This is a genomic window from Mucilaginibacter lappiensis (assembly GCF_900155965.1).
Classification (GTDB): Bacteria; Bacteroidota; Bacteroidia; order Sphingobacteriales; family Sphingobacteriaceae; genus Mucilaginibacter; species Mucilaginibacter lappiensis.
Genome location: NZ_FTMG01000001.1, coordinates 469,259 through 483,610 on the forward strand (window position 1 = coordinate 469,259; position 14,352 = coordinate 483,610).

Here is a 14,352-nt window from a genome sequence, read left to right on the forward strand (position 1 = left end):
ATGTGTACCCAAAGCTATATGGTTTGGCCCCGATAAACTGGATACTATTAAGCAATTTCAGAATGAAATCGTTTTTCTTGAAGGCATGACCAATGAGGAACGTGTAACCAACAATACATTTGAGAAACTGCTGGAATTTGCCGGTGAATATGGAAAAATCAAAGGTGTTACGCTTGACCTGGAACAGGCCAAAGACAAATATTTTAAGATTAATCAAAATGACCGATTAGAATATTATAATACGCGGTTAGCGATCTACACGCTTGAAAATCTGCCGATTTTTGAATTTCTTTTGGTGTTCGGAGCATTTAGTAAAAATTCAGATCTGCTGATAAGCGCAACGGTCTTGGCAGCGATACATGAACACCATTCGGCCTTATTTACAAATACGCCAGCACTTACAGCGTTAATAACTAACAAGGTCTTCCAGTCTTGTGACAGCGGCACAAATTATAGCGTACACTGTTATTATCATGAACAGAATATGGGGAGCGATGTTGTACAGCATGCCGCTACGCTGCTTTGGGAAAAACTGATCACAATGGACAGTTTTAAAGATGACACCGAGCGGTTACAATTTTGGTATTACCGTATAGTATATCACAACGACCATAATAGTTTATGTTCGACCATGCCGGCCGGGGCAAAAGACCGGTTTCTGAACGCCGCTGTAGCAACTGTCTTAAACGAAACCGACCTTGAAAACGGAAAAGCGGAGTACGATAAATTACGACTGGATCATCATCACACTGACAGGGAATCAATCATTCCTGAATACTATGTCCATAGTGAACTATCCTCCATACCTGATGATTTATATGAGGTTTATCAAACCCTGATTGGGCTTAATCATGGACACGGTGCCGATTTGATCATTGAACAAGGCTGCCGTCATGGCATCACTTATCTGATCACCGAACTTGTTGCGAATGACAAGCCTTTTAAATTCGAGAATACTTCTAAACTACTTGAACTTGCAGACAGCAAACCTTATGCATTTTGGTACACATGTTTTTTGTTGTATTACTGGCATCCTGAAATCCTGCCATTTCTAATAAAAGAAGAAAAAACGGCCGGCCTGGGCTTTCGGTTATTGTTTGAAGCAGGTATAAATAAAGTGGCAGATTCCGGGAAAGTCAAAGCATGTCTTATACAGGAAAGTTTCGGGTTATTATTGAATGTACTATCTAATGATAGCATAATTCCCGATGATCGAAAAGCGGTAGTAATTTTCCAATGCATTGAATTCAGCACCGGTAAAAAATTCCAATCGATCAGTAATAACAGAGCGTTCCAGGACAAACATCGGGCAGAGCAAATGGCCCTTTCCGATAAATTAAGAGAGCTTTTCGCTGCTGAGGAGTTACCAGGCGTTGTTTATTCAAAAAGGCTGAAATTCAAAAAGCTTTTTTACCCGAAGCTGCTTGATAAATTATTTGACCTGATTGGGGGAATGGAACCTGAAAGCAATGGCAATGGCCTGATTGGTCTGTATCACCTGCAACTTGACCTGATGGCATGGGTTATCAATTTGAGTTTAAGGAAGGATCAGGAAGGTAAGCAAATAAAGAAAAACGAGTGTATTGTAAAGTACTTGCGTGGATTTGTAAACTCCTACCTTAAGTTTATCAATTGCAAAGAAGTACAAAAACTGAGTATTGATGATGGCATGAAGTGGAAACCGGGGTTACCCAGCTGGGTTACCCGCGTTGAACAAGACGATCTGATAGACTGGGGAAAGCTTTTTCTTCTTATGGAGAAAAATTATCTTTTTGATGAATTCCTTTCCCCGGATAGCCTGAAATTCAGCAACGCCGAGAGCGAATATGATGATGAAAATCAACTGGCAGGCAGAAAGCTACGTAACCATATTTCCATCCTGATTAAAGGATATAATGAAATCCAGCATATATCGAGAACGGCTACTATTACAGGTTACCCGGTTGGGCAAGTGCTTAATAAAATCGAAAGCAAACTTGCAACTTTGATTACCAGGTACAGCAAATTTGAGCCCGCTTCATTGAGATATGATATCTTCAATGAAAGCTTGGAACGCTGGACTTTCGGCGGAAAAAGCGAAGAATTGTTGCCATTGATCGGGAGTGTAATTAATAAGTTTTCTAAAGAAAACCGGCAGAGTATCATTCGGGAGCTTACGAAATCCGATCATCTTATACGGTCATTGAAGATGATTGAATATATTGTCGGCGAAGACGAAAAGAAGACGCTGTTAAATGTCGTTCTCGATGAACAAAATATCCAACAGATCATGGATAAACTTTCCTATGCCGATAAACAATTTGTTATTCAGAGCCTTACCCAAAGTCCGGAATTTATTAAACAGGCAGAAGATGCTTTAAAGGATACCGAAAACACAGAGGAAAGGAGACGTATTTCTCATCATCAATTTGAGGATGAGATTTTTCATCTCCGGGCGAACTTATTGATTGCCTATCATAATCATGACCTTGAAAAAATCGAATCGCTGCAAGGACCCGAAAGAGATCAATATAGCGGGAGACAATTTTCTGCATCACAGGAGAAGAAATTTTATGAAGGGTTGATCTATCTCGATAAGAAAGAAGCGGAAAAAGCTTATGCAATTTTTAACAATTTATTGTCATTAAATAATACGGATAAACCGACTTTTGCACTTAATCGTTTCGCGTCACATTTGGTATGGGCCGGACAGATCGCCGATCAGCAGGAGCGATTGAAGAAATACAATGATGCTTTAGACGAGTGGAACGGCTATCAATCACAAATCGGACAATCAGATAACATAGATTATATCAGCGAAAAGATTTCAATCAATAAATTGGAAGCCTACGAGGCATTGACCGACGATGAAAACTTTGATAGGCTCTACCACGAGCTGGAAAAAGAGACGCGTTTTAAACCTCACTTTTTGCAAATCAGAATAAAGAATCTGATGAGGCGGAAAATGCAGGCTCAAGCTGAGGCACTTTTACAGGATGCAAGAACCGTGCATGCCTTAGGTACTGGTGGCTTTCCGCCATTTATAGCTAATCTTGAAGAATTGGCCAATACCCCGGAGACGATTAATTTTCTTGCCGAACAGCACAACAGGATACTGTCATTACCACCTGATAAACTGGTGCAGGTTATTACAGGAAATGGATTGGCTGTAGAGACAATTGCTGAGTTTTTATTAAGCGAACTTTTGGAAGCTTGCAATCAAATGCTATTGAAGATCAACTCAGTTTCTGACGTGCATTACGAGGATAAGTATTCCGACCTGCTCATGCTTGTTTTAAACGGCAGATTGCAACATTTCCATTGGAAAGTCAATACGCTCAGGGGCGGTTTTTCAGATAAACAGAGTGATGAAGCGGACGAAAAAGCAAAAGATGACTCTAAGGCAAAATCTAACGTGGGTGAAATTGATTTTGGATTTTACGCTTCAAAGGGTGAGTTGCTTGGGATTTGTGAGGCTTTGATTGTCGAAGGTAGGAACACTACAGAGGTACAGAAACACAATCTCAAAGTTTTTAATTATGATCCTGCCAGAAAAATATACTTTATGGCTACGTACTATCAAGGTGATGCGGAAAACTTCAACGCGGCCTGGAGTAGTTATAAAGACGTTGTACAAAACTTTATAGAGTTCCCTGCGGATTATGAATTGAAAGACAAATTGAAGGAGATTGATCACGTCAAAACCAATGCTTCCTTAAAACTGGCAACAAGTGAACATGGAACCGAAACGATATTGTATCACATATTTGTAAATATCAATTACAAACTGGAACTGACAAAGAAAAAAGTTCGCGAGGTGAGGCAAGCAGAGGGAAAAAAATAACGCCCTTTTGCACTTGCTGCTAAAGGGCATAGCCTAAATTTGAATTTTGCTCTATAATTTCTGCTATATATTATTTTATAGAGTTGAATACTGGCTAAGTTCGATCTCAATCATTTTTCTTAATTCAATAGAGTAAATTTTGATTGCCCCTCGTTTTAACATCCAGTCATTATACTGGTAAGAGCTCTTTAGTCTTCTTATTTCCTTAAATCTTTTATAAAATAATGCTTCCTTTTCAAGATCTCGCATTGAATCAGGACGTTTAGACTCTTTATAATATAAGCGGAAGTAAACCCCTGCTAACCCATTGAATAAGCTTTCAAAGCCTTCATCAATGAGAAATATCTCCATACCCAGCGGATCGTATATAGGATAATTATCTTCTTTCATGACGTTACTTTGTTAGCGCTGGTAATTAGGTTATTGATTTGTTTTAAATACCTGTAAAAGGTAGCTCGACCAATACTTAAGTCTGTCAAAATTTCGTCTACAGTTTTTTCTCCTGAATTATATAATAGTGTTGCTGTCTTGGCTTTTGCTAGTTTCTCTTTAGATAACCCCTTGGGTCTGCCACCGATTTTCCCTCTTACCCTCGCAGCTGCCAAACCAGCCTTTGTTCGTTGTCTGATGATATCCCTTTCAAATTCAGCGATAGATGCAAATAAGTTAAAAGTAAAACGCCCGGTAGGGGTGCTGGTGTCTATACTGTCATTTAGACTTATGAAGTTTACATCCAGTTTTTGAAATTCAGCTACAAGATCAATTAGATCACGAAGCGATCTTCCTAAACGATCAAGTTTCCAAACCATAATTTTATCGCCAGGCCGTAACATGTCAATCATTTTCTGAAGCTCAGGCCTATGGGTGTTTTTACCAGAAATGTGTTCTTTAAAAATTTTACTACAACCGGCTTTCAAAAGATCGTCTATTTGTAAATCCAAATTTTGTTCTTGAGTGCTCACTCTGGCGTATCCGATGATCATAACGTATCATTAACTTAATCAAAGATAAATAAAAGGAGATTTATTTATGGTACGTTTTTTTGAGAATACTTATTGTGAATTTTTATAGTATGATGAATCCGAAATTTGTGAACTTTAGAGTTATATTGTCACTTTTCTTTATGATTATTTTGCCGTTTTTTACCGATCAGTTTTACAATCCGACACATTCGGATCAATCTTGTAATATCGATAATAATTAGATTTGCTGATTTTTAGTTTTGAAAGTATGATTGATAAAGACAGACATGTGTTTTCCTGGCGAAAGCTTTGAGCCAGCATAACCCTTTCTTTTAAGTCCAGCATGGATTCAGGCTGCCCCTTGTAGTGATTTGTAGGTACCCCTTTTTTTCTTCCAATGATATGCCCCTTTGACCTGGCGATCATCTGTCCTTCTTTTGTTCTTTCACTTCGTGCAGCTCTATCAAAATCAATAAAGACGATTAACGCATCCAACACAGGTTTTATATACTCTTCAGAAATATCAATATCACCAGATATACATTTAATATGGATTCCTTTCTCAAGTAAAATTTTCAATGAAGTTGTCATTTCCTTAAATGAGCGTCCTATTACGGCTATCTTCCAGAGGATCAGTTCATCACCAATTTTTATTTCTTTTAAAAGATTATTAAACTGTGGCAGGTCTTTTTGGCGATTTTTCTCAATAAAGATTTTCTTGGCACCTGCATCTTTTAATACACTAAATTGAAACTCGGGATGCTCATTCTGTAAGCATTTCATACCATACCCATAAATCATCATGATGGATTTATTGAATAGCCAATCATTCATTAATGATCACCTATAATTAAACATTTTCTTGCCGCTTCTACAACCTCTTTAGTTATACCTTGTAATTTATTGATCTTGAGGATCCGGGTAATTTGGCTGAATAACCGGTCTATCAATCTGAAATTACCGCCGGTAACCCGCATGATAATATTTAATGCCTCTACGTCGGAAAAATCATCCGGATTATATATTAGGCCCAAATTTCTCCAGATCTTAGGAAAGATAAACTTCATTTCATCCTCACTTAGCCTTTTAAACTCATGACTAAAACCAATCCTGGAATAAAGTTGCGGATACCTGGAAAATTTCTTTTCTATACCAGGCATCCCAATGAAAATCAAGCCAAATAAATGCTGGTCATATAAATTTCTTACCTCTTCCAGCGAGTTGATATTAAGCCTATCTGCCTCATCTATAATGACCAAGGGGCATAGTCCCTGTGAATTAACCACTCTTTTATAAACATCGGTCTCATTATTGGCTTTTGATAAGGCTACACCGTATCCAAATGTACGCCGAACGATATTGGTTTTAATAATTTTAGGCGTATTGGTAACCGGGGCAGTAACTACTATCCCCTTGCAGCTTTCAATCATTTTCCTTCTTTCCGGGGAAATATCGTCTATGGCGTTTTCATCAGTTATTTCGTCGTCCCAGTTTGTATAATGAGAAGCGGCAAGCGATTTTCCCACGCCTGGGTCACCATAACAAATTCCGATATATCTGAAGTCGGTGCAGGATACAGCGAATTCTTTAAATCGTTTGAACTCCTGGGTCAAAACAAAGCTTTTAAGCGCCTTACCTGGTATTTTAAGATCATTCATTGTCGTAGAGTTTTAAGGATGATTTCTTGTGAGGATCTTTTTTTATAGCCGGTGTACCGGGCTCAATCGCCGCCTTTTCTGCTTCTTTTTTCTGTATGATGCTTTTAACCAGGAGCTGCGATTTCTTTATCTGGAGATACAATCCATTTTTAATTTTATTGCGGGCTGTTTGAATATCCTTTAAGCTGACGACCATTTCGGCGATATCCTGGCAAACAGCCTTGCATAAAAAACTTTCCTGATAGTATACCTTTATTTCAGCCAGATCTCTGGGATCATACCTGATAGTGATGAGTTCACCAACAAACCCCGCCAATGTTGGGGCGATATACCTCATTCCCTGGAACTGTATGCCATCCCTCTGAACTTTTCGTGGCTTATGTATAGTCAAAAGCAGCAAATCAAGCATTGCAGATGATTCGGGCATCTGCGGAAGGAAACCCGCTGACCACATTTTTATTGGGGCTTGCCCCGTAGAGCTATGGTTATTTACATGATAGGTATTCAGGATGAAATTCATGATAGCTCCTTCCAACTGTGCCAAACTTAGCGTGGGTTTTGAAACAGGCTTACCCTTGATAGAAAAGCCGGGTAAATCAATTAACACGCATTCGTTCAGGGTTTGAAAAAAGCGCTCGATCTTACCGCGTCCCTGGGGCCTGCCGACCATGGAGTTGAGCATTCTGATTTTTAGGGCAATACATACCTGCTCGATATGATGGGACATAAAATCACTTCCATGATCCGTATATAAAATTTGTGGTATACCACAAATTTCCCATCCAGGGTCTTCTTTTTTTCCAATGGCCTGACGTAACGCGAGGGCAGTATTAATAGCACTTGGAGATTCAAGTGAAATAAAAATCCCGGCGATAGCCCGGCTATAATCATCCATAATGGTCGTCAGCCATGGTTTCCTTTCTTTGCCATTGGCATCAATAATATAAATATCAAGTTCCGTATGATCCGATTGCCATATTTCATTTGAGGTACGACACTCCCTTCTGAAGATCAGCTCATACTTTTGTTGATAGGCTTTACTTCCCTCATGGGCAAGCATTAATAGCGCCGGGTTAATTTTCCTAATAATACCGTAAATGGTTTCATAAGATGGCGGTTTAAGATCTTGTCTTTTAGAAAGGGCTACTATTTTTCTATAAATGGCGGATATGGATAATGGAGGTTTCTGTAAGGCAAGACCTCGGGTAAGTTCTTGAAATTCCTCATTCAATATTCTTACATTTCCACGATCACTTCGTTTTGCCCTTTCTAACCCCGGTAATCCTTTTTTTGAGAATTGATTAAGCCAGTGACGAATTGTACGGATCGGGATATGCTCGGTTTTGGCTACTTTCGTAGCAGAGATATTGCCATCCAATATGAGGATGATCAGCCTGTACTTTTCTATGGGAGAAAAATTTGCCATGATCTTCAGTTTTTTGAATCACCAGGGTGTACACTGAAAAATAGAAACTATTGTCCATTTATTTTAAAGTCCCTGTATTCAGTCAATTCAAGCGCTATCATTTTTCTTAACTCGATACAATAAAGATCCACCGCTTCCCTTTTTTTAATCCAGTCGGTAGGTTCATAGGATCTTTTAAGCCGAACCATTTCACGAAAGCGTTTGTAAAATTCTTTTTCCCGATCAAAGTTCCTTACATCTTCAGAACGTTTAGATTCTTTATAATAAAGCCGGAAGTATACACCTGAAAGACCATTAAAAACGCTTTCAAACATTTCTGCAATAACAAAAATATCTAAACCCAGGGGATCATAAATTAAATCATCCATTTTTATTCCTTTGATCTAATAAATTTTATTGTAGTACTAAGTTAATGGTCATAATGAACATTCCCTAATGTTTATACATCAGAAAAAATTATAAAATAAACCTTCCTATAAGCTGCAATATAAATTAGATAGAATCAACATATATTTGTTATCAATAATTATAAATTAATTATCTTTATTACACTTTCATCTAATTCCATAAAATGGCTCGAACAATTGCTTATTTACGTGTTTCCACCATAGATCAGAACCTGGAAAAAAACAAGGCCGACATTCTTCATTTAGCCAATGATAAAAATCTCGGGAAAGTGGAATTTGTTGAAGAAAAGATTTCAGGAAAAGTATCATGGAAACAAAGGAAGATCGGCCCGTTACTGGATGAGCTTAAAAAGGACGACACTATTTTGCTAAGTGAGTTTTCAAGACTTGGCCGTAGTATGTTGGAATGCATGGAAATCATTTCCATTGCGGTAGAAAAAGGCATTAAGATTTATACGGTAAAAGGTGGCTGGCAATTGGATAACACTATTCAAAGCAAAGTGATGGCCATGGTCTTTTCTATGGCTGCAGAAATCGAACGTGACCTGATCAGCAAAAGAACGAAAGAAGCGCTTCAATCCATAAAATTGTCCGGAGGCCAGCTCGGCAGGCCAAAAGGGCCGGGGAAAAGTAAGCTTGATGCTTTCCGTATGGAAATTGAAGCATTGCTGAATAATGGCTCTTCTCAAAAATTCATTGCCAATAGATATCGCGTCACGGAACCGACATTTTGTAATTGGATGAAGAAAAATAAGATTAGGAAACCTATAAGCCACTAAATAAAATCAACATTAGATCAAATTATTTTTAATATTTAAAAATGGTTGAAATAGATTCAATTTTATAATTTGCTTTCACTATCCCTTTAAGATATTTCCTTATTAGACAATTCATTATAATGAAGTTTCTCGTTCAGGTTCAGAAGTTAATTAGTGTATTTTGTTTGATGACTGTAATTGTATTGGGGCTCATCTATACGCCATTGGTAAATAACTGGAATGCAACCCCGGAAGTCTATTATTACTTCATTGGAGCGACTTTCCTTTCACTGTGTTTTTTGCTAACAACTATCAGAAACAGTGAGTTTAGATTCAATGTAATAGATGTTCTATTATTATTCTTTTTGGTCTATGTATTTAATTATGAATTATTATCTCACGCTACGTTATCATTTTATCTTAGTGATGAGTTTATTTCAGTTATAGCTGCTTTATGCATATATATCAGCTTCAAACAAGCTAATAAGATGCTTCCTGGGTGCTTGCCCTACATCATAGCATTAACGGCTATAATGGAACTTCTCTGGGGAATGATTCAATTATCTTTGATGGTTTTAGATCATAAATTTATATCGGGCAATATCACAGGTTCTTTGGGGAACTCTGGGGTCTATGCCATATATTTAGCGTGCTGTCTACCATGTATTAATCATGTTTTTTATCTAAATAAGTCCACCTCATATCATAAATGGATAGCTAATGGTATTACTACCACAGTATTGATCTTAGTTCTAATCGACAGATCGAGAACGGGATTACTCCTGGTCATTATGACATTGTGGTTTATGCATAAGCTTACATTGGTTACCATATGGGATAGATCAGCCAAAAGTAAATTATTTACAAAGGCATTCCTTTATATACTGGTCGCTGGGATCATTACGACACTATTGTGTTATAAATATCCATCTTTCATCGGCAGGTTATTTATTTGGAAAATCTGCTTCAACATGTTTTTAGAAAAGCCATTCTGGGGTTGGGGAATGTCCGGACTGGAGAGAAATTATCTATATCATCAAGCCCATTATTTTAAAACGCATTTAATAAGTGGACAACCGTATAAATATGTTGCTGGGCAGGTAATTAACGGCATAAGTGAATATGTAATGATCCTGGTACAGTTTGGCTTGATAGGATTATCTTTATTTATATATTTGGCTTATAGGGGCTATAGAACGTTTGTAAAGGAAACGCAGCTAATAACATGGGAGGCTCTTACCTTAGTTTTGATCTTACTCGGGTCGTTGTTTTATTACAGTCTACACGTTACGAGCATGCTAGTTTTAGCAATGGCATCCCTGGCCGGGCTTGCTCTCCCTCTGTCTTTCCGAATCAATAATCGGGCATTTCGTTACGTAGCCATATGCGTTATAATCTGTGTATTTACTGTTTTTCTTTCCTATATTTTATCCCAGTATAAAGCCACCAAAATATGGAGAGGGGCGAGTAAAATGGATCAGAATCAGAAAAACACTTCCTTTGACGTAAAACCGCTTTCGGATATCCATCCTGAGCTTCGTCACCGGAGTAATTTTTTGTATAATTATGGTGCAATACTTTTCAGCGTGGGGAATTACAACGAGAGTGTTTTTATCTTGAACGAATGTAAATTTTTACATCCTTCAGAAGAGGTTCTGTTATATCTTGGCAAAGCCTATGAAATGAGAGGTGACAATAATAAAGCAGAAGCTTGTTACATTGAAGCATCTTTTATGGTTCCCTCGAAATTTTACCCCAAGTATTTATTGGTTGAACTTTATATAAAGATGGGGATGATAAGGCGTGCGGTAAATTTAGCGAGGATGGTGTTGCAAATGCCGATAAAAGTTCCGTCTGCCGAGACAACGGTAATAATAAGTGAAATGAATAGGATAATTAATGCATATCCTATTCATTAACTTAAATACTTTGAAAAATCCAGGTTATGAGATATTAATTTGTAGGAGGCTCATTTAAATACTTCTTTAGGGCCTTGACTAACAACCGGGTAACATAGATAAAAATCACAAGTAGCACGATAAAAAGACAACTACAAAATATTACCCATATTAATGATAAAGTTTCTGCTGACATGATAAAAAATTATTAATGTAAAGTTTGAAATAGGTATATAAGTACATGTATATTTAAACAACATCAATTCATGTTGTTTTTATTGATCAGGGGGCTCGATGAACATAAATTGAATATACTCCTGTAGAAGTATTGTAGGTTCCATCGATCGTTACATTATCGTGCCAACCCTGGTTATAAACTCCGTAAACGTCATATCCGTTAAATGAAAAATTGATTGTTTGATCAGTAACGGAGGTTGTTGACGTTAAAGTCTGCCAGCCAACAATCATGGATTCTGCACCAAACGTCGCCGCGACGTTAGCCGTCACCGTTGGCGTAGTAGTAGTAACCCCATTCTTTGTATTAGTCGTTATTGTATAGGTTATGTTTACTTGCCAGCCGCCATATAACCCTCCGAAGGGGGCAAATTTTGCAACGCCAGTTGCCGGTGTTTTGCCTTTTTTAAATCCAGGGTCAGTGCCAACTCCACCTCCAGGTGCAGGGACAGAAGCTTCCATTCCATTATTTGCAGGGCCACTACCGCTGCCTCCCCCATTTGGGCCAGGAGTATAATTGAACCCATAAGAAGGATTATTACCCATCAAAATGTACAGGCTGTAAAGACCCAATACCGAACCGCTGGTCGTTGTTGAACTCACAACTACTTCCGGTAGTTGATTGACACCAGACCAGGTAAAAGACCCGTCGGTGCCTCCATCTCCAATGCCGTCTCCGCTGCTGCCCGTTCCCGTACCAGGATCTCCACCACCACCCGGATCACACTCTGCATTCGTTGATAATGTTTGGCCTAAAACCTTGAAGTTCTTTACGGCGTTGGTGGCTATTTTAATCGGTTTGTTTATATTCAAAACCGTTATATTACCCCTTTCGTCAATTTTTTGAGCTGCATATATCCTTCCATTTTTTATATTGGATTCAATATGTTCAGTTTCATTAATGGAACTACTCGTAATTTTTCCAGATCCATTGTTTACATTGAGTTGCACCCACCGGGTATTAACAACACTGTCTCTCTTACTATATAATAAATATTTAGAGTCAGTAGATTTGCTTTTAATCCATAAAAGGGAAGGAACGCCATTTGCAGTTATTACTTTGACGTTAGTCCAGTCCAGATCATTAAAAACCTGAGGTGTAGCCTTCAATTTCAAATCAGTGTAGGCTGAGTTTTCCAACGCAGTTTGTTTATTAGCAGGTTGATTCCTCGCGGTTACACTTTGTTTCTGGTCTTTTTTACAGCTGTACAAGAACAAAAGTAGCCCACTCAAGGCTATAAAAATAGTTCCAATGAATACACGATTTGCGTTAAATCGCAAAAGAGAATAGCGCTTTTTTTTCATTTTTTTAAAGGTTTAGAAATTATCGTTTAATTTAAATAAATTATAATATGAAAAAAAATATTATTAATATTTATTTAAAAAACCATAGCATGTAACAGGATTATTACAACAAGCACTATATTACAAAGACCAGCGGAACGTAGGAATCTAAAGCAGAGAAGAATTCAAAGAGGCGAATTGTATAATATCCATTTGCTTGTTTATACCTTTAGATAATCTACAAATAGGGTTACTGACATCAATCTAAAGATGCAAATAAAAATGAGAACAACTTTCAAAGCTATAAAATCACACATCTTTGCAATCGCAAAAATAGTATTCATTTGCACATTAATTTCATGTCAGAATAAAGATATTAGGTATTTGCCGACTTTCAAGGAAATCGATAGTCGATTTTTAATTGACAAAAATGACATTTATATATCTATTCATGATAAAGACCGTTATAAGATTGTCAATATAAAAGATCCTCAGACTTCAATAATTGCTTCAAAAAATAGTCTTTTCCATCCTTTTATCTTTAAAAACAGGCTTATTGCCCTGGAAGATATTGCAAACAAAGGTTATTATACGGCCACCGACGATATTATTAAAAATCTATGTGGGCCTTCTGGATTTGATCAATTGTATTCGCTCAATAATGGCCAGCTCCTTATATTTAAGGAATTAAATGATCCCAGTGTCTTTTTGCTTGATTCCGTCAAGATGAAAAAGGTTAGGATTGTTACAGCTATAGGTAAAATGAACGGTGCGGTTTACCACAAGAGTAGTAACAGCGTCTACCTTAGTTTTGACAACCTATTAGAGTCAATAAATCTGGACACATATAGACAAACAATGATTGCTCCGGAATTCCGGGGGGCAAAAATAAACCTATCACTTTCCGAAAACAATTTATACTTCACTTCGAATTCTTCTTGGAATTATTATGCTATTTATAAGTTAGATTTATTGGAGCCGAAAAGCAATCCTATGTTAGTCTATAAATCAAACCATGATCTTTGTCAGCCTGTACAAAATAAACGTTATCTTTATTTTACAGAGGTGGTCAATGCCGAATACATTCTTAAACGAATGGATTTAGTAACCCGCAACATTGCAACTCTAACAAAAAAGGGGGTTGTTTACGATTTTCAATTCACGAATGATCGTATGTATTTTTCTTATTCGGATCTCAATTTCCCCAAATGTCTGATAGGCTACCAGGAGACAAAAAAAAGTTATCAGCATATCCCAGTCAAAAACGATTCAGTAAATGGATTTAGTTTTAAGAGCTTTGATATGGCAGGCTCACATGGTTTCGAGATTAGCAAGAATCGGGTAAAGACGAAAGGGATAGTGATATTTCTTCACCCAGGCTTTCAAAGCAATTATTCACCGAGATTTGACGACTTAGTTAATAACGTGTGCATCAATGGCTATCGGGTAATTAGCTTGAATTTTCCGACTTCTTCCGGTTACGGCAAGCGTTTTCTCGAAAGCGATTACGACAGTGCAGTAGGTAGTGTTTCGCGATGTACTGAGATATTGAAGGAAAAATATAAATTGCCCTTCTTCTTTATATCTGTGAGTGCGGCAAACCCACTTATGGAAACGCTATGTGAAAGCGCGTCTGTAAACGGCGCCGTTAGCCTATTTGGAATACCCAAGATATCCATCAATACTTCATCAAAAATTCCTACACTTTATATCTTAGGAAAACAAGATAGGCTAATCAACGCCGATCAACGAGAAAAACAAATAAGAAATGCAAAAAACAATAACTTTTCTTGTATTATGTATCCGGAGGAAGGGCATTGGTTCAGAGCCGATAAGAATTTAAATTCTGCCATTGCCGCAATAATAACTTTTTTTGAAAATCACAGCTAATACATATCAACA

The 14,352-nt window shown here is 37.5% G+C and carries 11 protein-coding genes; 4 read left to right on the plus strand and 7 right to left on the minus strand.

Annotated elements, in window-relative coordinates:
• The first annotated feature begins 85 nt into the window (after positions 1-85).
• Positions 86-3,823, plus strand: a complete 3,738-nt coding sequence (locus BW976_RS01990; RefSeq protein WP_139332166.1) for a hypothetical protein — start codon at positions 86-88, stop codon at positions 3,821-3,823.
• Positions 3,824-3,898: 75 nt separating this feature from the next.
• Here BW976_RS01990 and BW976_RS01995 read toward each other — a convergent pair whose 3' ends face one another.
• The 6 genes from BW976_RS01995 to BW976_RS02020 all read right to left on the minus strand — a co-directional run bounded on the left by BW976_RS01995 (position 3,899) and on the right by BW976_RS02020 (position 8,237).
• On the minus strand, positions 3,899-4,213 hold the full coding sequence (locus BW976_RS01995) for a hypothetical protein (protein ID WP_076369867.1): 315 nt from the start codon (positions 4,211-4,213) through the stop codon (positions 3,899-3,901).
• A complete protein-coding gene (locus tag BW976_RS02000) occupies positions 4,210-4,806 on the minus strand; it encodes a recombinase family protein (RefSeq protein WP_076369869.1) in 597 nt (198 codons plus the stop codon). Before BW976_RS02000 ends, BW976_RS01995 begins: the two co-directional genes overlap by 4 nt.
• A 159-nt stretch (positions 4,807-4,965) precedes the next feature.
• Positions 4,966-5,619, minus strand: coding sequence for a recombinase family protein (locus tag BW976_RS02005; RefSeq protein WP_076369871.1), 654 nt, complete (start codon positions 5,617-5,619; stop codon positions 4,966-4,968).
• Positions 5,619-6,443 (minus strand): AAA family ATPase, encoded by an 825-nt coding sequence (locus BW976_RS02010; RefSeq protein ID WP_076369873.1) that lies wholly within the window; start codon positions 6,441-6,443, stop codon positions 5,619-5,621. Before BW976_RS02010 ends, BW976_RS02005 begins: the two co-directional genes overlap by 1 nt.
• The gene (locus tag BW976_RS02015) at positions 6,436-7,869 is read right to left on the minus strand and encodes a Mu transposase C-terminal domain-containing protein (RefSeq protein ID WP_076369875.1); all 1,434 of its coding nucleotides are present in this window, start codon (positions 7,867-7,869) and stop codon (positions 6,436-6,438) included. The genes BW976_RS02010 and BW976_RS02015 overlap by 8 nt, the downstream gene beginning before the upstream one ends.
• A 47-nt stretch (positions 7,870-7,916) precedes the next feature.
• On the minus strand, positions 7,917-8,237 hold the full coding sequence (locus BW976_RS02020) for a hypothetical protein (protein WP_076369877.1): 321 nt from the start codon (positions 8,235-8,237) through the stop codon (positions 7,917-7,919).
• A gap of 203 nt (positions 8,238-8,440) precedes the next feature.
• Between BW976_RS02020 and BW976_RS02025 the strand changes: the two genes are divergently transcribed.
• Together BW976_RS02025 and BW976_RS02030 are read left to right on the plus strand one after the other, a co-directional pair.
• Entirely contained in the window at positions 8,441-9,055 is a 615-nt protein-coding gene (locus tag BW976_RS02025) for a recombinase family protein (RefSeq protein ID WP_076369879.1), read from the plus strand.
• A 167-nt stretch (positions 9,056-9,222) separates the two neighbouring features.
• On the plus strand, positions 9,223-10,953 hold the full coding sequence (locus tag BW976_RS02030; protein WP_175614013.1) for an O-antigen ligase family protein: 1,731 nt from the start codon (positions 9,223-9,225) through the stop codon (positions 10,951-10,953).
• A 261-nt stretch (positions 10,954-11,214) separates the two neighbouring features.
• Here the strand turns inward: BW976_RS02030 and BW976_RS02035 are convergent, their stop codons facing one another.
• Positions 11,215-12,471: a hypothetical protein gene (locus BW976_RS02035; RefSeq protein ID WP_076369883.1), complete on the minus strand. Its 1,257-nt coding sequence runs from the start codon at positions 12,469-12,471 to the stop codon at positions 11,215-11,217.
• Positions 12,472-12,732: 261 nt separating this feature from the next.
• Between BW976_RS02035 and BW976_RS02040 the strand changes: the two genes are divergently transcribed.
• The gene (locus BW976_RS02040) at positions 12,733-14,340 is read left to right on the plus strand and encodes a dienelactone hydrolase family protein (RefSeq protein WP_175614014.1); all 1,608 of its coding nucleotides are present in this window, start codon (positions 12,733-12,735) and stop codon (positions 14,338-14,340) included.
• Positions 14,341-14,352 lie beyond the last annotated feature (12 nt).